The following is a 20,586-nucleotide window of genomic DNA, read 5'->3' on the forward strand; positions in this document are numbered from 1 at the left end:
ACGTGAAACAAAACTATTTACTGGCACTACTCAGTGCCATTTTGCTCTGGCTTGCATGGCCACCAATCCCTTACACTGGATTGCTATTGCTCGTAGGCTTTGTTCCTCTTTTGGTGGCTATCGAAAATATTATCCGGGGCAACTATAGCAAAAAGGGAGCGAAGATATTTCAAGTTGCTTTCTTAACGGGTTTTGTCTGGAATACGGCATCCATATATTGGGTATTCAACGCTATGAATGCGTTCTTGCCCACAGCGGTATCTTTATTTATCGCACTGATTCCTTATGCATTAGCCCCGCTACTTATGGCCTCGGCGTTTAGACTATACTATCAGATTCGTAAACAACGACACATTGCTGTAAGCTTTATTGGACTCGTGTCCTTATGGATCGGTTACGAATATCTGCACCAGACCTGGGGATTAGCCTTTCCTTGGATGAATCTAGGCAATGGACTCGCTAATGTCCATCAATTGATACAATGGTACAGCTTTACAGGTGTGTACGGTGGTACACTTTGGATTTGGTTAACCAATATCTTTGCTTTCCTTTTGTATTGGCAATACAAAGAAAAAGTCGCCGCCTTTTCGCAAAAAAAATTAATGATTGGGCTACTATCGACAGTTCTATTGCCGATAACCGTTTCTTTAATTCAATATTTTAGTTACGAGGAGCACATCAACCCTTCTGAAGTTGTTGTCGTGCAGCCCAGTATTGACCCTTACCAGAAGTTCGGTTCCATCACGCCGGCAGAACAGCTAGACAAACTATTCAAGCTCTCGGAAAGTGTAGCCAAACCCAACACCGAGTTTTTCCTGTGGCCAGAAACAGCTATCTCCGATCGTAATGGAATCAATGAAGAGGATTTTAGAGCGTATCCAGCTTACGAAAACAGTGTTTCTTTTTTGGAGAAGTACCACAATGGTAATATTCTCTCTGGAATCGAAAGCTACCTCGTCTATTCCGACCAGAAAACACCAACAGCTCGTCCATTTGGAGATAAGTATCTCGACAGCTTTAACGCGGCAGTATTGATTGACGGATCAAGCAAAGTACAATTTTACCACAAATCTAAGCTGGTACCAGGGGTAGAGCAAATGCCTTTTGGCAAAGCGCTATCTTTTATGAAGCCACTTTTTGAACACTTTGGCGGTACTACAGGTGGTTACGGTCACGACAAAGAGCCTTCTGTGTTTTACAGCCAGAGCGGTATCGGTTCTGCACCGGTAATCTGTTACGAATCTATCTGGGGCATATACGTTGCCGAATACATAAAAAAAGGAGCACAGTTTATCGCAATCGTCACCAATGACGGCTGGTGGAAAGACACTTCTGGCAAGGACCAGCACATGTCCTATGCCAAACTAAGAGCTATCGAGAATAGACGTTGGGTCGCTCGCTCGGCCAATACCGGAATATCTGGGTTTATCAATCAACGTGGCGATATCGTACAACAGACAGAATGGTGGGTTCCTGCAGCACTCAGCCAGGAGATCAATTTGAATGAGGATATCACATTTTACACACAATATGGCGATCTTATTGCCTATTTGGGTTTATTGGGCTGCTTGGCCAGTGCACTACTCTTATTGATCCCAATCCCGAATCAGAAAAAAAATACAAAGAAATACACGCACAATAATTAATTTTGCTACATGCAAGTATATCTAGACAACGCAGCTACTACAGCACTTGATCCTGAGGTCATTGAAGTCATGACGGCTACTATGCAAAATGATTTTGGGAATCCATCATCCATACACACGCATGGTAGACAAGTAAAGACTATTATCGAAAAAGCGAGAAAAACCATTGCCAACTTACTGCACGCCTCTCCTTCCGAAATCTTCTTTACTTCAGGGGGAACCGAAGCGGACAATATGGCTATTTTTCGTTCTATTGAAGATTTTGGCATCACACATGCCATCACCTCCCCTATTGAGCACCATGCAGTACTGCACACCTTAGAAGAGCTCGAAAAATCTGGAAAAATCCATCTCGATATATTAAATCTAGATAGTGAAGGACATATAGATCTACAACATCTAGAACAGCTCCTAGCCTCCAACCCTCGCAGCTTTGTTTCGATTATGCAAGCCAACAACGAGATAGGCAACCTTACTGACTTACACCAAGTATCCGAGATATGTCAACGATATAATGCGGTATTGCATTCGGATACGGTCCAGACAATGGGCCATTATACGCACAATCTTTCGGAACTTAAAATAGATTTCATCACTGGAGCTGGCCATAAATTTCATGGACCCAAAGGTGTCGGGTTTTTATATATCAACGGTAAGAACAAAATCAAACCTTTAATCTATGGTGGGGCCCAAGAGCGCAACATGCGTGGTGGGACCGAGAATGTTTATGGTATAGCCGGCATAGCGCGTGCCCTCGAAATTGCCTATCGCGATATGGAGGAACATCATGCCTACATTCAAGGGTTGAAAAGCTACATGATTAATGAATTGTCTAAGGCTATACCTGATATCCAGTTCAATGGCTGTACAGATCCTAACCGTTCCCTCTACACCGTGGTGAATGTGTCACTACCTTGTACAGAGATGGCCGATGTATTATTGTTCAATCTTGATATCATGGGAATCTCCGCATCCGGCGGTAGCGCATGCAGTTCAGGATCCGACATAGGTTCACACGTCCTTACTGGAATCAAAGTTGATAGCGCGAGACCATCTGTACGCTTTTCTTTCTGTAAATGGAATACCAAAGAGGAAATAGACTTTGTTGTAGAAAAGTTAAAAGAAATCTGCGAACATAAATAAAATAAAAAAGGAACTTTACAGTTCCTTTTTCTATTCTAATCTATTCCAACCGCGCTAGCTGATAGCGTTCGGCCAAGTCGCCAGTTATTTCATTCCCAGACAGATCCAACTGTACAAGAATTTCACTTTCGATCTTATATTTATAATCGACACCGTCCAGTATCAATTTATTCTTTTCAATCTCCCAGTTTCCTTCTTTCACAAACTGATCATCCGATTTACCATCGTACATATAGGTGAGCGTATACGAATGGTTACGGTGCAATTCCAGTACAGTACTGATCGCATCACAGTCTACACAAGGAAGACTTCCAGCATACACGCCTACGATATTTGCGGCCAATAACTCTACACTCTCCAGCTTATCCTTTGCTGTAGTTCTCTTTTTATTGTTTATACAACCAACAAAAAGAACTGTTGCTATTAAAGCAGTCGATATGTAGGCGAAAATCCGCATTTGTACTTCTTTCTAAGGGAAGTTCAAAAACAGTACCAAAAATTAGTTTTTAACAGATTTTGCCCTACTTAATAGTCATCGTCATCATCCAGTCCACGTAGAAGATTCAATGCCGCTTGCAATTCGCCCATAGCATGCCTATTCCGCATCTTATTTGCAACTAATATCCCCTTTTCGTAAATCAGTTCTGCTGCCTCCTTTTCGTTTTGCTTCTCTAGAAATTTCGCGTAATGATAGTAAGTCCCCACATAATCCGGATATACAGACACTAGATTCTCAAATCCAGCCCTACTTCGATCCTGGTCATCCAATTTAACATACTCCATGGTGAGGGCATAGTGCAAGAATGGATCATTGGGGGTTTCCTTTATAAAGTCGTTAAGCTGCGCAATCCTATCCATAGGTATTAAAGTTTAGTGATAATCTACAAAGAAAACCAAAGCCTATCAAAAAACAAAATACAACTTCTCTAATGCCGCAAAACGCAACAGAAACCCAGTTGACCACAGTACGTCATTTCGCTGTGTACCGAATTTATTCGGGGACCGTAGCAGAGAACGCCGTAGGGCTCAACGTAGTTAAATCTATCGATGAAAAGAATTAACGTCATAGATTTCTCCACAGGGCCGAAATGACGAGAAGCATATTTTCAACGCGCAACCCAATATTATGCACGCATAGGATTTTACAAAATTTTGACTATATTTGATAAATAAACTTAAGTGTAAATCAGTAGATTTGAAATAAAAGATTAGTATATGAAGATATTAGTATGTATAAGTAATGTCCCTGACACTACATCGAAAATAACATTTTCCAACGAAAACACGACCTTTAATTCGACTGGCGTTCAATACATCATCAACCCATACGACGAGATTGCTCTATCCAAAGCGGTTGATCTAGCCGTAGCAGCTAGCGGTTCCGTTACGGTAATCACCGTCGGAGATGCTGCTACCGAACCGACCATCCGTAAGGCATTAGCGATAGGTGCCGACAATGCGGTACGTATCAATGCATCACCTTCCGATGCTTGGTTTGTAGCCAATCAAATCGCCGCCTATGCCAAAAACAACAGTTTCGATCTGATCTTGACAGGCCGTGAATCCATCGATTATAATGGAACTCAGGTAGCTGCCATGTTAGGAGAGCTGTTAGGCATGCCATCCGTATCTATTGCCAAAGGCTTGCACATCGAAAATGGCCAAGTCAGTGTTGAACGTGAAATCGAAGGCGGTAAAGAAGTTCTAACGGCGTCATTGCCTATTGTTATCGGTGCGGCCGAAGGGGTAGCCGAACCTAAAATCCCGAATATGCGCGGTATCATGAGTGCGCGAACAAAACCTTTAGAGGTAATCGAACCTATCGCTGTAGATTCCTTTACAAAAATCACATCGTATGCGACTCCAGCGCCAAGAGGTAGCGTAACCTTAGTGAAGGAAGATCAGGTTGAAGAACTTGTCAACCTATTACACAATGAAGCGAAAGTAATCTAACAAAGGTTATCTTCAAACTATAAAAAAAGAATTCTTATGTCAGTATTAATATATATAGAGAATACAGAAGGTCAATTCAAGAAATCTGCTTTCGAAGCAGCATCTTACGGTAAGGCTGTGGCCGACTTACTTCAAACCGAAGCAGTCGCTATATCCATCGGAGATGTGCAAGATACAGAACTGCAAAAATTAGGAAATTATGGGATCTCAAAAGTTCTCAAAGTCTCTACTGATAGCCTCAAGTCATTTGTCAATCAGGCCTATGCAGCAATTCTAGCTTCTGCCGTGCAAAAGGAGAATGCATCTGTAGTTATTCTTTCCAATACTTTTAGCGGTAAGGGGCTTGCACCACGTGTGGCCGCAAAATTAAATGCCGGTATTGTATCTGGAGCTTCAGCCCTACCACACATCGCAGGCAATTCGTTTGATGTACAGACATCTGCTTTTTCAAACAAAGCAATTGCTACCGTATCGCTCCAGTCTACCATAAAAGTATTGACGATCAATCCCAATGCTTTTGCGGCAAAAGAAACCGGCGGTACTGCGACCATTGAAGGTTACACACCCGATTTTGCATCGTCAGACCTTAATACCCTAGTTAAAGAAATCGTTCGCGCTACCGATACCATATCATTACCAGAAGCGGAGATCGTCGTATCGGCAGGGAGAGGTCTCAAGGGACCAGAAAACTGGCCTATGATCGAAGAGCTGGCTCAAGTACTAGGAGCAGCTACAGCCTGCTCAAAACCGGTTTCAGATGCAGGTTGGAGACCCCATTCAGAACACGTCGGTCAGACAGGAATTGTGGTAAGCCCTAATTTATATATTGCTATCGGAATATCTGGCGCTATACAGCACCTAGCTGGGGTTTCTTCATCCAAGACCATAGTCGTCATCAACAAAGACCCCGAGGCTCCTTTCTTCAAGGTGGCCGATTACGGCATCGTTGGAGATGCTTTCGTCGTCGTTCCAAAATTGATTGAAGCTTTAAAAAAGCATAAAGGAAATTAAAAAAACAGATAAGCAACGGCACCAAGTACTTGGTGCCGTTGCTTATTTGCCTCATTTTATCTAAGTTTGTACCATTGGAAGAGGAAGTCGCCTAATCCATATCACAGCGTGAATTAGGATGAAGAAATTAAAGTTAGACATTGTAGGCTTATCGTATAGCCAGACCCAGTCTGGAGCGTATGCATTAGTCTTGGGCGAAGTTAATGGGAATAGACGTCTTCCCATCATCATTGGTGGTTTTGAAGCGCAAGCCATCGCCGTCGAAATTGAGAAAATGACGCCAAGTAGACCACTTACCCACGATCTTTTTAAATCCTTCGCTGAAGCCTTCAATATCGAATTAGAAGAAGTACTAATCTATAATTTGGTCGATGGAATTTTCTTTGCAAAGATCATTTGCAAAAGTACCAACAACCTCAAAGTAGAACTCGATGCCCGCACTTCAGATGCCGTGGCGCTAGCGGTACGTTTCGGTTGCCCGATCTTCACCTATGACTTTATTATGTCCTCTGCAGGAATCATTATTGAGAATAATGATTTTGCCTTTTTAGAAAATATATCCTCTGCATCAGCAGCAGATACAGACAATCCGACTTCCACTCCTGAAGAGAAAAAGAAACAACCTATTGAGCCTCCCTCTCCTTACGCTTCATTAAGCGATGAGCAACTGAACAAGACGTTACAAAAAGCTATCGAAAATGAACAGTACGAGGCCGCAGCCCGTATCCGGGATGAGATCGAAAGAAGAAAATCATAATACACATATATGTCTATCAAACTAAGACTGACCATCATGAACTTCCTGCAGTTTTTTGTGTGGGGAGCATGGTTGATCACAATAGCCAATTATTGGTTTGGCACTAAACAATGGGATGGCACGCAGTTTGGCGCTATTTTTTCGACAATGGGAATAGCCTCTCTATTCATGCCTACCCTGATGGGAATCATTGCCGACAGATGGGTCAATGCAGAACGACTTTATATCGCGCTCCATCTCTTGTACGCAACCTGTTTAATTTACTTGGCGCAGGTCAGTAGTCCTGACAACTTTTTCACCGTGATGTTATTGGCTATGTGCTGCTACATGCCTACCCTCGCGTTATCCAATTCTATTGCCTACAGCTCCCTGACCAAAGGCAACCACGATCTGATCAAAGCATTCCCCTTAATTCGGGTATGGGGCACAGTAGGATTTATCGCGGCCATGTGGCTCACCAACCTTACAGGCAATAAAGCGACCGAATATCAATTTTATATCGCAGCAGGGGGGTCTATTTTCCTGGGAATATACGCCATGTTCATGATACCTAAATGTCCTCCCCAACACCTCACCAAAGAAAATGCGAAACTTTCTGAACTCTTAGGACTAGAGGCTTTCAAACTATTTGGGAACTATAAAATGGCCCTATTCTTCATTTTTTCGATGTTCCTGGGAGCAGCACTTCAGCTCACCAACGCCTACGGGGATGTGTTCCTGAGTGAATTCGCATTCTATCCAAAATATGTAGATTCATTGGTGGTCGAACGATCGACAATCATTATGTCCATCTCACAGATTTCGGAAACCCTATTCATCTTAGCGATACCTTTCTTCCTAAAGCGATTCGGAATCCGTAATGTTATGCTTTTCGCGATGGTAGCTTGGGTATTGCGGTTCGGTCTATTTGCTTATGGGGATCCCTCTTCCGGATTATGGATGATTATCCTTTCCTGCATCGTATACGGAATGGCTTTTGACTTCTTTAATATTTCTGGTTCCTTGTTTGTCGAGTCATCGACCGATTCCAAGATTCGTTCATCAGCACAAGGACTTTTCATGATGATGACTAATGGATTTGGGGCTATATTAGGCTCACAGGTATCAGGATGGTTGATTGACAAGTATTACACCCAACCATACAACGATATTAATGCTTTGGCAACTCGTCTAGATACAACAGCAGACAATCCAAAACTACTGGATCTGGTTGCTCAGAAAGGGGTTCAGATTACGAATGGTACATTTGACGCAGCAATATACCTCAAAGACTGGCAACATATCTGGCTCGCCTTCGCTGCGTATACCTTGGTGATTGTTATTGCTTTCTCTATTTTGTTCAAGCATAAGCACGATCCCAAAGACTTAGAAAATACAGGTCATTAAAAAAGAGCTCTTCCGAAAAGGAAGAGCTCTTTTGCTTTACAATTTAAATGTCAATGAAAACTGTCCCGTCTCAAAAAAGTTATTAAATGAATTTACATTGAGGTAAAATTGATTCTTAGACTTAGCCCCTTCCTCATCAATTTTAGAAGTACTAAATCCTATAATATTACCGAAAGAGTAACCTAGTGCCACATTTTTTGTTAAGAAGAAATTGGCTCCGATACCGCCATTAGCAGCGAAATAATTTGATTTCACATCGTCATAATCCACTGCCATTGTAGTCTTGCCCTGATGGTAGGCCATATTCAATTCCGAATAAGCTTTAAAGCGCTCGCCTATGTTCAGGAAATAATATCTTCCAAAAGCACCAACCTTAAATTCGTTGTATTTGCTCTTAAATATATTATTATTTGTACCTAGCTCCTCTCGATTAGTTTTAGAAAATCCTAAATCAACCCCAACAGCAAATTTATCGCTTAAAAAATAGCCAACCTTAGGCGAGAACCTAAAATAACTATTTTTCAAATCAGCATTTTTATCTTTACTACTGTGGATATTGATTTGTCCTTCCAGTAGTATGTCGCCTTTATTAAGCCCAAATTCTTGGGCTTGAAGCATCGATGTTAAGCCGGCAGTCACGGCAATAGTTAGTAGAGTTCTTCTCATATTTTTAATTTTTAAAGTTTATTGACAACAATAATATTCAAATTAATTTTCACAAAAAACTATTTAACCATTATTAACTAAAAAAGGCAAGATATAACTACCTTGCCTTTAATTATTTAAATAAAAACTATTATCGCGCTTTAACTTCTGCTATCATAGTTAGCACCGCATCTATAGTTGATTTGGCTGCATCTTTCATCTTCTGTGTACCAGGATAGTCCGCATCCAATGTCACTTCTTTAGTTTTCTCCTTATAGGTATACTTGAGAATATAGCGAGGTACATTTTTTCCTTCTGTAGAATCCTTACGCTCTGTCGTCATATCATTATCCACATTCCAAAATCCCAATTCCATTGCTTTACGATGAAGATACAATAGATCGTTATCCCTCATCTTTAATGTATCTGTCAGCACCTCATTATCCTTAGTCAAGTAATGATAGATCTGCGTTTTAGAATTATATGTATTCAGCATCTCTCCTGGTGTACCATAGGTGATTTCAATAGATTCAAAATCAGAAAACCGGTACGGAGCATTTTTGATCATTGACGAATAATAAATTGCACAGTAGACCACAAATGGAACAATGATACAGATTCCTAAAAAGATTTTCCTTGTCTTATCGCTCATAACTAAAAAATATCGGCAAAAGTACACAATTTACCATGATCCTGTGTCAGAGAATAGCAATTAGAATACGATTACTTTTCCCGTGCAGATCTTTCCTTAGCGAAAAACTCCAATAAGTTGTTATCAAATTCGCTTATGCGATCATGTAGTACATCTATTTTGTTGTTCAGTTCGTCATAGGTATCAATAAGTCCATTCATCGTTTCATAGTACTTGCCTTCACGCTTTCGCATATGGCCTAATACCCCTTTAAAATCATCCAGATCACGGTCGAATGAAACCATATCCACCTTACAACTTTTATAATCATCAAAAATAGCACGAAACTGCTTAAAGGCTACATCGCTCAGCCAGGTATCTTCCTCTACGGTGAATGTATCATATTCGTAAAAGTCTGCAGCCTGATCAATCAAATCTGGGACAAAATCGCATAAAAATCTATTCAATTCTTCCGTAAACATCTTGAGTTGCATCTTTACTCTCGGCCGCTCGGGGTTCTGCGGTATCATGACTAGTAGATGTTCGAGCTTGCAGTTTGCTTCTTCCCACAATTCCTCCGCCTTTTCCACACAGAGTTCCAATGCAGGTATCTTTTCTCTAGCTATACGTAGCCGTTCCATCCACAGCCAGGTACGGTTGTGCATTTCATAGTAGATATCCAACGCCTTTGTTTCAAATTCGGGAGCTTCTTTGCTCTCGTCAAACTCCAGTATAATGGTCCGGAGGGCATGTTCTGTTAATATCATATTCATCATATTGGTTGTATTAAAAGTAAGGAAGAATTGCGCTGACACATTCTTCCTTACGGTTTGTATATTAAACGACAAGAGCCGTCACGACATCACTAAAATTGGTTACGGTGTCTGTACCGAGATAGGAAACCCGAAATTCATATTCCTGTAACTTCTCTAAACCGCTAAGTTCGACGGTGGATTTGCTGTTCAGCATACTGGTCCATTCTTCGATCCCCTTCTTTCGATATTCATACTGGTAGAACCTTGCTGGCTTCCAGGGATCCACGGTAATTTTTAAAACACCAGATCCGACCTCCATATTTCTGACTTTAAGACCTGCCGCCTTTGGTGTACGCCCAGACCGGTTTTGTGTCGACTTTGATGGCTTGTACCCAGCCGCCAGGATGATATTCGGATCGCCCAGTGCCTGCGCGTCCACATAATGAGATAACCTATAGATCACCTGCTGTAGATCTTTTCCTTTTTGCCCCTTGATTACTACCGCCCGCATATCCCGATGTGTAGCTTCGGCGTATGCCGCACGATAAGCGACTAACGCACTTTCCAAGACAGGAAGAGCAGGCACTGGATCGACGAACATGCCTGTATTATCCGTCATACTCTTAAAAATGTGTTCTGCATAGTTCAACAACTCTGTTGCATCTTTGCTTCTGTAATTTGGTTTAATCATTTTTGTTAAATTTTAAATAAATAATAATTAATTAACTCCTTACAAAGATGTGGCACAAAACAACCGAAAAGGTTTAAATTTCGGCCAAGTTTAGGGGGTGACGAAAATATCTTTTGCCGTTTTTTACCCCTTTCAACTCGGCATTTTAAGGATTCAACACAAAAAAACAGCCCTTTAAACCACCTCCAACATTGTTTTTGGTTCAAAACTGCTTTTAAAAACCGGGCACCTCGATTCTAGCGTGTAGACTGTAAACGCTAGCATTTTAGCATTAATCCCTAGCGTGCCGCTCCCAGACGCTAGATCATCAGGCTTGTTCCCCAGCGTGCACAGCCTAAGCTCTAGCATCCAGGACTCCTACACAAGCTTATTAAACCTAGACGCTAGACTATCCCTTTTATACCCTAGCTTATCCAATCCAGCAGCTAGCGTATGATCTCCATACGCCAACGTCTCAAATCCCCACGCTAGCCCCTCCTTTCTATACCCTATCTTATGCGCACAAGCAGCTAGTGTATGACCTTCGTACGTTGGCGTATATGCACTAAGCGCTAGGTCACCATTCTCCAACGCTAGGCCGTCAACCCTATCTCTTTACACATCGCCTACAAATGCTAGCTACTCTTTATCCAAAGCTCCGTTTGTTGCAAAAGACTTGCTTTACGTTCAGCCCTTGGCGAGCAATGAAAAATTTTCTTATAGTGCATCGCAAAATGCTTTGCATCCCAAAAATGCAACATCCCAGCGATACGTTCGACAGATAAGTCGGGTTGGGTCTGCAACAGCTCTCTTGCTTTGTACAATCGCACTGTCATTACAGTAGCTTTCACTCCTAACGATCGTCCTTCAAATGCCCTTGTTAGATTCCGGACCGAGCAACCGAGTATATCAGCAATCTTTTCGCTGGTCAAATCTTCCGCTAGGTAATGTTCCTGTATGTAGGCCAAGGCCCGATGATAGATCTGCACCTGAAATTCTTCTCTAGATAACGTTTTTGGTTTTACCAACTGCTGGGTATAACCCGCAAATAGCTTCCCTATCGCAACACCGGTTTGATACAGCGCATTGAAAGGGCCCAATGCTTTTTTGCAAAGCTCTTCTATAAGCTGTCGTTCGACGGAAGAAATAGAAATCGCTTGTAATATATTATTTGGCAGATCCTGAAAAGCCTGCCTTAGCTCGGGTAGTTCGGCCAGCAGCTGCAGCTTTGAATTGCCTGAAAGTCCAAAAAAGAGCATCCACTGTCGTTCCGCACTCAGTGTAATCGGATAGTCCACGTTCTGCTTCATAAAAGAGAGCATATTTTCAGCGTATATATTATGACCATTTGGGAAAACTGTTTTACCGAGAAGCTGGATACAGAGCCATAACATTTCATTGTTGCTGGTTGGCAGATCGATCAGATGTAGGTTTGGAGGTCGTCCCTTTATTTCGAAGAGAATGATATCGGCCATCTGATATTGGATCAGGTGTACCCCTTCAACAGGGCTAGATGCTGTACCTTGCGGATAGGCGGACAGATGCATGGTCTTCCGCACATCTCTAGGATCGGGCCGCGCCAATAGTGATTTACTCCACAATTGGGAGAGTTCCTTCTGTGACATGCTTTTCTAAGTTTACAATTGATGGTAATCCTAAGATAAGGAAAAAGGGGCTAAATAGAAAATTTACACTTCATTAAATAATCCATAAGGAAGCAAACTCAAAGTAACTTATAAGGGAAAACCTCCTAAAAGAGGTTCTCCATATTTTGTCCACGTGAGTACAGCACTACCTATTAGTAGTGAGTCTTTTAATAGGATTCTGATCAGAATTTAAAGGTAACCCCTGCATTAAGTATCGAAACACCGTATCCCAGCTCTGCATAAGCACCTATGCTTTCGGCAAAAAACCACCTTCCACCAATAAAACCTGAAAAACCCAATCCACTTCCATACGTATTGGCAAACGAGTCATCCCCGCTATCCGACGAGTATTTGGCAATATTATAACCGAGCATCGCGCCTCCGTATACATCCAGCTTGGGAACGGACGTAAGGCCATTATAATGATATGCTCCTCGAGCACCTATGATCGTATAATTCCATTTAGCCGTATAGCCCAAGTCATCGTATTTATACCCCGTATTGCCGATATAGCCTCCTAGGCTGACGACGCCCGGGCCTCCGACAGCCCACATCCCATGGTCAACAGCTATTGCAATAGCAGGACGGGCCTTGCCGAGACCACCCAAAGCCGTCCCCAGTCCAATACCGGCATTGATTGCGGTAGTCCCTTTTTGAAATTGTTGTCCGTAGACGGTTATTGTCATAAAAACCGCAAAAAGGATAAAGAATAGTTTTTTCATTTTTCTGTATATTAAGTAATGCTGAATAATCTTTTTAATTTGCTTTTTTATAGGTAAATTCTCTAGTTTCTATTAATGTATTGGAGGCTTTGTCATAGACTTCTGCCTTAGTGGGGTAACCAGCAGCGTTATACGTATATTTCCAGATGTCGTCTCGAGATATTTCTCCACCTTCCACTCCCATAGCCTTCAATTTTTGGCTCCTTGCATTATTTAAAGACCTTGATTTCCATGACCACGGATAGGCAGTATAACGGTAATGCTTGTCGTCATAGTCGCCATATTCAATCGTACTCAATAGTAGCCCCCCTGCTGTTATTTCTGCTTTTAGGAGATTCTCTCCATTGCTGTCGAATGTATAGCTATTGATATTGATTCCCCCCTCAGGAGTGTAGACCTTTTCGATGACCGTATTATTTACGTACTCATACAGGACGTTTGCCACAACATCGGAATCAGTCCAGGTTGCTGATACGGGCCGGTCACCAGCACCATAGGTATAGGCTTCGCTCATTACAAACTGTCCGTTGGTTTTTCGTTCCAACTTGATCATTTTATTGCCGTTGTAGGTGAAATGTTCGGTAGTTAGACTTCCTTCAACACCATGCACGTGCCGCACCACCACCTGATTTTGCTCATTGTATTCAAATCTCATTTCCGTCTTACCGTTTGTTTTCTCTTCAGTCAGGAGCAACCTGTCTCCAGAACTGACACCTACGTAGCACGGACTGTTCTCATCTTCAGGATCGCAGTCATCGTCTTTTGAACAGGAAGCCACGGCTACTGCAATGAAAAGCAGCCATATTGTTTTATTGATCATTGTTTTCATTTTGTTATTTTTTTAGTTGATAGTACTTTTTTAATACCCGATTGCTATAGATGCCGAATTGTGACCTCTATTCGGCGGGTCGGGCAGGAAATCCAGGAGGATCTCGGGCTTCAGCCCATCCTGTTTATCCCAATCTTCGACCTTCAATGGCTGGTCTGTGCCGTTCTTCTTCAATGTTGCCTTCACCTTATACCGTCAAATGGGAATGTCCTGTAATTCATAGCGGTTCTGCCACTTGTCCTCACCATAACGGATCGTCAATGTACGTCCCGCAGAACCGTCGATAAGCGGTCCAAGAGGCGTAAATACCAGTTCGATGTCTTTCTCATCTTCGTAAAAACCATCCGCTCCCCGTAACATCACGAAGCCTCCGTAATAGTTTTCAGCTTCCCAAGGCATAGTCCCCTCCAGTTTCCAGCTAAAATTGCGGACTGCACCTTCTTCGTTATAGGCATCAGTCTTGTCCGGAAAAAGCTCCATAGTATATTTCTGTCCGTTGTACGTCTTATCCACATAAGCAAATGTCCGCCATGATCCGGGCTGTGCTTTAATTTTGTAGACACCGTCCCTATCAGTCGTCCCGTGTATGTAGGAGGCATATAGTATCGTGTTGTCCAGCAGTATTCTTGCTCCCTGAATAGGCTTTCCTTGCGTATCCGTCACTTTACCTGTTGCATAACCTTTTTCTTCACTTAATTCGTCTGTGTCCTCGGCAGACTTTGTACAGGCTAGTAGCATGATCATGACCAAGCATAATCCTATTGCCTTGTTTTTAATTGTTGTTTCCATTTTGTTTATTTTTATAATTGATATTTTTTTCGGATCAGTCCAACAAAACACATTTACCGCGTCTATTCACTTGATAAAAACAAAGGTAAAGTGGAAAAACTTCCTCCAATATCCCCCAAAGGGGGTTTTTACGGAGACATATAAAGCTACCTTTGTCTTACAACGACGGGGACAATCTCGAATAACCAAACAGGATGATGAAAAGATATATACATACAATAATCCAAGGGCTATCTCATTTACCGCTATATCTGTTGATAGCACTTGTACCGGTTATAAGCTTCGGACAGAATTTGGATTCTTTGGAACAAGTCTTGAAAACGAATAAACTGAGCAATCAAAAGAAGGTCGACACGTATATGGATTTGGCATTAGCATATCTAAATGACGATCCTATCCGGTCTAGGTCTTTTAGTTTGGAAGGGCAGCGTTGGGCGGAGAAGATGGGCGATCAAAGGTCTGAGGCTAAATTTCTGTATTATCTGGGATCTTCTTACTACGTGAGCATGGTATTCGACTCTGTCGCCTTCTATTTGGATAAGGCGTTGATCCTTACAAGACAGAATAAGAACGAAGATGACGAGGTGCCGATTCTTAAGATGTATGGTCAACTCTATCGTCGGCAAGGCCAGTATAAAAAAGCCTTAGAACAATATTTTGAAGCTGCAAAACTGGGCGAGCGGCTTAGGGATGACCAAAAAATGTGTGATGTGTATATGGGCATAGGGGGAACTTATCACCTCATGCAAAATGATACTCAAGCGTTATACTATTACGGGAAAGCAGAGAAAATCGCGTTTAAACATGGAAACACACAAAATTTGGGAGATATTTATCTTTCACTGAGCAGTGTCTATAAAAACGAGACTGGTGGTCAGGAAAAAGCGGTATACTATGCGAAGGAATCGCTTAAAATCCATCGTAAATCAGGTAGCCGTTCAAACGAAATCAGTGCATTGCAAACACTTTGTGGCGCTTATTTTCAGTATGATGACTACCCCAATGCGATGAAATATGCAGAGGAGGCGCTTCATCTTGCGAAAGAAACGGACAATGTAAATCTAATTGCGCACTCCTACGCCGATATCTCCAGCATCAGCTATTACATGCAACAATACGAAAAATCTGCTGAAAATGCGTTGTTGGCACTGCAAACCGATTCGACAGATCACCATTTGAAACTAACACTATTTTCCAACCTACCCTTGATATATGCACACTTGGGAGACCTTGATGCGATGGAGGAATATATGGAGCGGTATAAGTCTACCGTAGACAAATACAGCAACGAAAACTATCAAAATTCACTTTCCACGCTGGAAGTAAAATACGAGACCGAAAAGAAAGAGCTAAAAATAGAAGCATTGGAAAAACAACGTCAACTGTACATCTGGTTGGGAATTGCAGGAGCAGCTATCCTCCTCATCGCTCTCGCCTTTGCCTATATACGCTACCGACTCGCAGTAAGCAGGAGAAAGCTCGCCGAGAAAGAAAGCCAGCGGCTCGAGCAGGAAAAACAACTGGTTGCTGTACAAGCCACCTTAGATGGTGAAGCCGCTGAGCGCACGCGTCTAGCGCGTGATCTGCATGACGGCCTCGGAAGTATGCTATCGGCCGTAAAGCTCAATCTACCTCAGGTACAAGGAAATGCATTGCTCGAATCCGTCGATGTATCCCGATTCCAGAAAGCATTGGGCATGCTCGACGATTCTATACAGGAGCTGCGTCGCGTGGCTCACCATATGATGCCCGAGACCCTGTTACGCTTTGGGCTTAAGGTATCGCTATCCGATTTTTGCGCTGCTGTCCCCATCGCGCGATTCCATTATTTTGGAAACGAAGCGCGCCTGCCCGACAAAATGGAAATCATGCTCTATCGCTGCATCCATGAATTAGTGAACAATGTATTAAAACATGCACAAGCCACCCAGATCAATGTGCAACTTGTCCAGGAAGTTGACCGTATTTCTTTTACGGTACAGGACAATGGAAAGGGTTTTAACCCCAATACTACGCCCGAAGGAATGGGACTCCAAAATATCCGAAGCCGGGTAGGCGCATTTCAAGGAAAGATGGAAATCCTCTCTTCAGATCAGGGCACAGAAATACACGTCGAATTGGATCTAAAAAACAACATAGCACATGATTAAGGTAGCCATTGTAGATGACCATAAAATCCTGACCGACGGATTGCAGGGATTGATAGAAGATTCAGGTACAGCACATGTCGTGGGCATAGCCCATAGTGCTGCTCAATGTAGACATTCCATTAATTTCTGGAAGCCCGATGTTCTGTTAATGGACGTAGGCCTACCGGATATGAGCGGCGTAGATCTATGCCAAGAAATAAAAACGCAGCATCCTGATATAAAGGTTCTAGCGCTGACTACGCACAATGAGTACAGTATCGTGCGACAAATGCTCGATAACGGGGCTTCGGGTTACTTGATTAAAAATGCGATGACCGAAGAGGTGATAGCTGGAATAGAAGCTGTAGCGAATGGGGAGACATTTCTTTGCCATGAAATCGACATGCTGATGAACAGACCCAAAGAGACCCATATTTGGCTCAGCGACCGTGAACGGGAAATGCTGAAACTCGTAGCGGAAGGACTTACTAACGGAGAAATTGCAGAACGTATTTTCTTAAGTCCTGAGACCATCAAAAGTTATCGAAAAAATCTATTACTGAAACTGGATGCTAAAAATACAGCTGTACTGGTAAGAATAGCTATTGAGCAAAAATTGATCTAAGTATACTGGTGACAATAGGGGTCTGTTGTCCCATATATAATCCTTGTGGGGAGTTTAATAATTTATGGATTGTACATCAAGTGAAGTTTAATTATGTTTGTACTATTAAAAATTAGTAACAATTATAATATTATAAAACAAACACTTTTCTTTATCCGTAAATATGTAGCATTCTTTCTTGTTTTGTTTTGTACGAAATCACTAAGCGCACAAGAAACGATTGTGACCTACATGAAGAAAAATGGCAGTTTCACCGCTCAAAAGGATTCAGCCGACTATACCCGAATACTACGTATTTCACCTAATAGTCTCGCTCTCTATGAACTAAACGAATACTATCCTAACGGCAGTTTAAAGAGACACGGCTGGGTAAAAACCTTAGACCCTAAAAGACTACAATTTGAAGGGACAGTGGAGACATACTACGACAATGAAACATTGGCTGCTATATTAAATTATGCACAGAACAAACTGGTAGATACCGCTAAAAGGTACTATAAAAATGGCGTATTAAAGGAAAGTATTTTCTATTTAAAACCACAAGAGAACCAAGAATCGGCATTTGGCTCCGACCCCGACAGTCGATTGGTTTACTACGCAGATTCCCTAAACAATGTTCAGATAACAAATGGTAAGGGAACCGCAAGATTTGTGGACAAAGATAACGACGTTGAACAGGGCGAATACGCCGACGGTGTACGTATCGGCCACTGGAAAGGGACCATTAATAAAGGCAAGTATAAATTTGAGGAATGGTATGAAAAAGGAATCATTGTTAATGGAGAGACCACCGATAGTCTTGGAAAGAAAATAAAATATACAAAAGTACAGGTACAACCAGAATATCCGGGAGGGATCCAACAATTAAGGATGTTTATCGGCAACAACTACAAATACCCTAGAGAGGCTATTGGAGCTCGAGTAGTAGGCCAAGTAACCATCAGCTTTGTTGTTGAAAAAGACGGTAAAACTTCAAGTTACAAAATCATCGACGATCTTGGATATGGGACGGGTAATGCTGGCGTCGCTGTCCTTAAAAAAGCTAAAGATTGGTCTCCTGGCTATGAAAGAGGGATACCTGTCCGCGTCGCGTATACGCTTCCTATACGTCTGAATTTAACTAAATAAGGAGATCTTTATTTGACTTCATCTGTTTTAGTAGCATTTCCATTTCTCGATATTTGATCTTATTCGATTTATAAAGATCTTTTGCACGCAGGAGTTCAGTTTCAGCCTGAGCAGAAAAACCGATCTTATATAACAACATAGCTAGGGTATGGTGATATAGTCCGCTTCCCGGAAACTGTTCGATAGCTTTCTGCTGCCATCGAATCGCATCATACAGTGCATCTGTATTATTCGGAGCAAAGGTCAATATTTGACGCGCACCATAACTCAGATGCTGCGCATGCTCATATTTGTACCTAGATTCACATACCTTAAACCACTTCTGAAACGCTTCATTTTCTACACGTTTTAACTGCCACTGATAACGCGAAACATTAATCTTCTGATCCACGGCATAGTCTAGCCGGGCCAAAGAGTCTGGTGCCACACGATAATAGTGCGTATTATAATAATTTCTCGCCATAGCAACATATCCCAAGCTATCCTTAGTCAAGCGCTTATATTCCATGGGATAAAAAGCACTACTGATCTCGGCTCGTAAATAGTTCGGACTCCAAGTGCCCCTTACGAACTGCTGCAATTCGTGGGCTAGATAGAAATTTGAGGTTTCCAAAGACTGTCGAAACGTCTGTTGAATGATACGGTTGTTGATGTTAATACGAGTGGGTAAAGGTAAAGTAGCATATAAACTATCCACCATCTTGGCATTGGTACGTGACAGTCTATAAATGTTTTCGTTATATACCGGTCCACTTTTCATTAAGAAAACCACAGTTTCAAAGTTATTCAATTCTTGGACAGTCAGCTGTGAAAGATAGTCACCCAATATCCGCTGATCCGCATAGTAATTGAAAAACTGATATTGGGTCAATAGCTTCGTCAACAATGCCCTACTACGCATCCCTTTCTTATATTGTCTGACTAACTTACCTAAGGTTTCTCCCTTAGCGAGTGTATGAGCTGAATCAGCAAGTTGTAATAAGACCTTTTCATCCTTGATAGGCCTATTATATCTCAAAATTGGATACCCTTCGCTATCTGCAAATAGATATACCGGCGAGGTCAGATAAAATGCTTTACGGAGGGAATGTTCAAAATTCTCCCGCTTTACCTGTACGATACCCGACACAAACTTTTCACCGATAAAGGCTCTATTCTTTTTAGAGACCGACGCTTTCAGCGGTTCAAAGTTTTCATTCTGCTCATGTACCAGTAGAAACATTAACTTATTTTGGCTATTTGCAACCGTTCGTATGCTATCATAATCCACCCGTTCAAGAAAACCAGTTTGAGCATTAACGGAAAAAAAGATCAAGAATAATACAAATAGAAAAGGAGTTTTTATCCAAGTTACATTGATCATATCAGTAATTTATTGGTCACCCAACAAACATAGTCAAAATATTTTGAAGGGCAAACGAAGTTCAAATACAAAAGGCTATTTCCCCTTTCTCTTCAAATACTTTTTATAATTACCCTCCTTGACATAGTCCAATCCACCTTCTTTACAGTACCCTGTCAGATAAACCGAATATTTGTTACTATCGGCTTTATCTGCCCCAAGCTCTTTTATTACATCAGAGACACGTCTTGGGGTTTCAAAAAAATCGGAGTCGTATACCAAATGATCTAGCTTCTGATTCTTCTCTATACGCTTTTGAGATTCTGGAGGCAAAGCAAAAAGTGGGGTGAGTTCGATGTCGCTCTCGAAAAGATCCCGCGGCTGGATTTGTAAAGCGCGACAAATGAGCAAGAAGTTATTAAGGGTAGTACCACGACCTTTTTCTAAGGCGAGTATGGTAATGGTTGTAAGCCCGGTTAAATCGGCAACATCGTTTTGAGAATAGGAAAGTTCTTCACGACGAATACGTATCTTTTCACCTAATACCTTTAATATATCTTTGTTTACTGCTATCACAAAACAAATAGAACCAATATTTGCGCAAACAAAATAAAATATAGTTTTTATAATATTTGTTTTTATTAATTCTTCTTTGTATCTTCGATTCAGTAACCAATACTTATATAAACTATGAGAAGTAACTTGTATAAGAATGTGATTAAGTCTCCTGTTTAAAAAGGTAGATTTATTTCATGAGGTGATATTTTAAAGCAATTGTA

The 20,586-nt window shown here is 41.7% G+C and carries 24 protein-coding genes; 10 read left to right on the forward strand and 14 right to left on the reverse strand.

Annotated elements, in window-relative coordinates; translation table 11 throughout:
• Positions 1–2 precede the first annotated feature (2 nt).
• Together lnt and B5X76_RS15415 are read left to right on the forward strand one after the other, a co-directional pair.
• Positions 3–1,646 carry an apolipoprotein N-acyltransferase gene (gene lnt / locus B5X76_RS15410; protein WP_079644422.1) on the forward strand — a complete coding sequence of 548 codons (1,644 nt, stop codon included), beginning with the start codon at positions 3–5 and terminating at the stop codon, positions 1,644–1,646.
• A gap of 9 nt (positions 1,647–1,655) precedes the next feature.
• A complete protein-coding gene (locus B5X76_RS15415) occupies positions 1,656–2,789 on the forward strand; it encodes a cysteine desulfurase family protein (protein ID WP_079644423.1) in 1,134 nt (377 codons plus the stop codon).
• A gap of 40 nt (positions 2,790–2,829) precedes the next feature.
• On the opposite strand, the gene B5X76_RS15420 is transcribed toward B5X76_RS15415, so the two are convergent.
• Together B5X76_RS15420 and B5X76_RS15425 are read right to left on the reverse strand one after the other, a co-directional pair.
• Entirely contained in the window at positions 2,830–3,246 is a 417-nt protein-coding gene (locus B5X76_RS15420) for a copper resistance protein NlpE (RefSeq protein ID WP_079644425.1), read from the reverse strand.
• 68 nt (positions 3,247–3,314) lie between these two features.
• Complete coding sequence (locus B5X76_RS15425) at positions 3,315–3,647, reverse strand: hypothetical protein (protein WP_079644427.1); 333 nt, start codon at positions 3,645–3,647, stop codon at positions 3,315–3,317.
• A 71-nt stretch (positions 3,648–3,718) separates the two neighbouring features.
• On the opposite strand from B5X76_RS15425, the gene B5X76_RS22370 reads away from it, so the two are divergent.
• The 5 genes from B5X76_RS22370 to B5X76_RS15445 all read left to right on the forward strand — a co-directional run bounded on the left by B5X76_RS22370 (position 3,719) and on the right by B5X76_RS15445 (position 7,896).
• Positions 3,719–3,850, forward strand: a complete 132-nt coding sequence (locus B5X76_RS22370) for a hypothetical protein (RefSeq protein ID WP_262507911.1) — start codon at positions 3,719–3,721, stop codon at positions 3,848–3,850.
• A gap of 154 nt (positions 3,851–4,004) precedes the next feature.
• Positions 4,005–4,742: an electron transfer flavoprotein subunit beta/FixA family protein gene (locus B5X76_RS15430; RefSeq protein ID WP_079644429.1), complete on the forward strand. Its 738-nt coding sequence runs from the start codon at positions 4,005–4,007 to the stop codon at positions 4,740–4,742.
• A 36-nt stretch (positions 4,743–4,778) separates the two neighbouring features.
• Positions 4,779–5,753, forward strand: a complete 975-nt coding sequence (locus B5X76_RS15435; protein ID WP_079644430.1) for an electron transfer flavoprotein subunit alpha/FixB family protein — start codon at positions 4,779–4,781, stop codon at positions 5,751–5,753.
• A gap of 118 nt (positions 5,754–5,871) precedes the next feature.
• Positions 5,872–6,510, forward strand: a complete 639-nt coding sequence (locus B5X76_RS15440; protein WP_079644432.1) for a bifunctional nuclease family protein — start codon at positions 5,872–5,874, stop codon at positions 6,508–6,510.
• 9 nt (positions 6,511–6,519) lie between these two features.
• A complete protein-coding gene (locus tag B5X76_RS15445) occupies positions 6,520–7,896 on the forward strand; it encodes a nucleoside permease (protein ID WP_079644434.1) in 1,377 nt (458 codons plus the stop codon).
• Positions 7,897–7,932: 36 nt separating this feature from the next.
• Here the strand turns inward: B5X76_RS15445 and B5X76_RS15450 are convergent, their stop codons facing one another.
• The 10 genes from B5X76_RS15450 to B5X76_RS15490 form a co-directional block, all read right to left on the reverse strand.
• Positions 7,933–8,562 carry an outer membrane beta-barrel protein gene (locus tag B5X76_RS15450; RefSeq protein WP_079644436.1) on the reverse strand — a complete coding sequence of 210 codons (630 nt, stop codon included), beginning with the start codon at positions 8,560–8,562 and terminating at the stop codon, positions 7,933–7,935.
• Positions 8,563–8,692: 130 nt separating this feature from the next.
• A complete protein-coding gene (locus tag B5X76_RS15455; RefSeq protein ID WP_245801066.1) occupies positions 8,693–9,193 on the reverse strand; it encodes a hypothetical protein in 501 nt (166 codons plus the stop codon).
• Positions 9,194–9,264: 71 nt separating this feature from the next.
• Positions 9,265–9,948 carry a hypothetical protein gene (locus tag B5X76_RS15460; protein ID WP_139375341.1) on the reverse strand — a complete coding sequence of 228 codons (684 nt, stop codon included), beginning with the start codon at positions 9,946–9,948 and terminating at the stop codon, positions 9,265–9,267.
• Positions 9,949–10,009: 61 nt separating this feature from the next.
• Positions 10,010–10,618, reverse strand: coding sequence for a fibronectin type III domain-containing protein (locus B5X76_RS15465; RefSeq protein ID WP_079644441.1), 609 nt, complete (start codon positions 10,616–10,618; stop codon positions 10,010–10,012).
• Between the two features lie 357 nt (positions 10,619–10,975).
• Complete coding sequence (locus tag B5X76_RS15470; RefSeq protein WP_079644442.1) at positions 10,976–11,188, reverse strand: hypothetical protein; 213 nt, start codon at positions 11,186–11,188, stop codon at positions 10,976–10,978.
• Between the two features lie 44 nt (positions 11,189–11,232).
• Entirely contained in the window at positions 11,233–12,222 is a 990-nt protein-coding gene (locus B5X76_RS15475; RefSeq protein WP_079644443.1) for a helix-turn-helix domain-containing protein, read from the reverse strand.
• Positions 12,223–12,425: 203 nt separating this feature from the next.
• Positions 12,426–12,965, reverse strand: a complete 540-nt coding sequence (locus B5X76_RS15480; RefSeq protein ID WP_079644444.1) for a hypothetical protein — start codon at positions 12,963–12,965, stop codon at positions 12,426–12,428.
• Positions 12,966–12,999: 34 nt separating this feature from the next.
• Complete coding sequence (locus tag B5X76_RS15485) at positions 13,000–13,794, reverse strand: hypothetical protein (protein ID WP_079644446.1); 795 nt, start codon at positions 13,792–13,794, stop codon at positions 13,000–13,002.
• A gap of 30 nt (positions 13,795–13,824) precedes the next feature.
• The gene (locus B5X76_RS22025; RefSeq protein WP_176141100.1) at positions 13,825–13,980 is read right to left on the reverse strand and encodes a hypothetical protein; all 156 of its coding nucleotides are present in this window, start codon (positions 13,978–13,980) and stop codon (positions 13,825–13,827) included.
• Between the two features lie 9 nt (positions 13,981–13,989).
• Positions 13,990–14,583 (reverse strand): carboxypeptidase-like regulatory domain-containing protein, encoded by a 594-nt coding sequence (locus B5X76_RS15490; protein ID WP_079644448.1) that lies wholly within the window; start codon positions 14,581–14,583, stop codon positions 13,990–13,992.
• A gap of 194 nt (positions 14,584–14,777) precedes the next feature.
• Between B5X76_RS15490 and B5X76_RS15495 the strand changes: the two genes are divergently transcribed.
• The 3 genes from B5X76_RS15495 (at position 14,778) to B5X76_RS15505 (ending at position 18,465) form a co-directional block, all read left to right on the forward strand.
• Entirely contained in the window at positions 14,778–16,733 is a 1,956-nt protein-coding gene (locus B5X76_RS15495) for a tetratricopeptide repeat-containing sensor histidine kinase (RefSeq protein WP_079644450.1), read from the forward strand.
• Positions 16,726–17,337, forward strand: coding sequence for a response regulator (locus B5X76_RS15500; protein WP_079644451.1), 612 nt, complete (start codon positions 16,726–16,728; stop codon positions 17,335–17,337). Before B5X76_RS15495 ends, B5X76_RS15500 begins: the two co-directional genes overlap by 8 nt.
• 93 nt (positions 17,338–17,430) lie before the next feature.
• A complete protein-coding gene (locus B5X76_RS15505; protein WP_079644453.1) occupies positions 17,431–18,465 on the forward strand; it encodes an energy transducer TonB in 1,035 nt (344 codons plus the stop codon).
• Here B5X76_RS15505 and B5X76_RS15510 read toward each other — a convergent pair.
• Together B5X76_RS15510 and B5X76_RS15515 are read right to left on the reverse strand one after the other, a co-directional pair.
• Positions 18,458–19,828, reverse strand: a complete 1,371-nt coding sequence (locus B5X76_RS15510; protein ID WP_079644455.1) for a tetratricopeptide repeat protein — start codon at positions 19,826–19,828, stop codon at positions 18,458–18,460. The genes B5X76_RS15505 and B5X76_RS15510 overlap by 8 nt on opposite strands.
• A 75-nt stretch (positions 19,829–19,903) precedes the next feature.
• A complete protein-coding gene (locus tag B5X76_RS15515; RefSeq protein ID WP_176141101.1) occupies positions 19,904–20,383 on the reverse strand; it encodes a helix-turn-helix transcriptional regulator in 480 nt (159 codons plus the stop codon).
• Positions 20,384–20,586 lie beyond the last annotated feature (203 nt).

Source organism: Sphingobacterium nematocida (genome assembly GCF_900168125.1).
Taxonomy (GTDB): Bacteria; Bacteroidota; Bacteroidia; order Sphingobacteriales; family Sphingobacteriaceae; genus Sphingobacterium; species Sphingobacterium nematocida.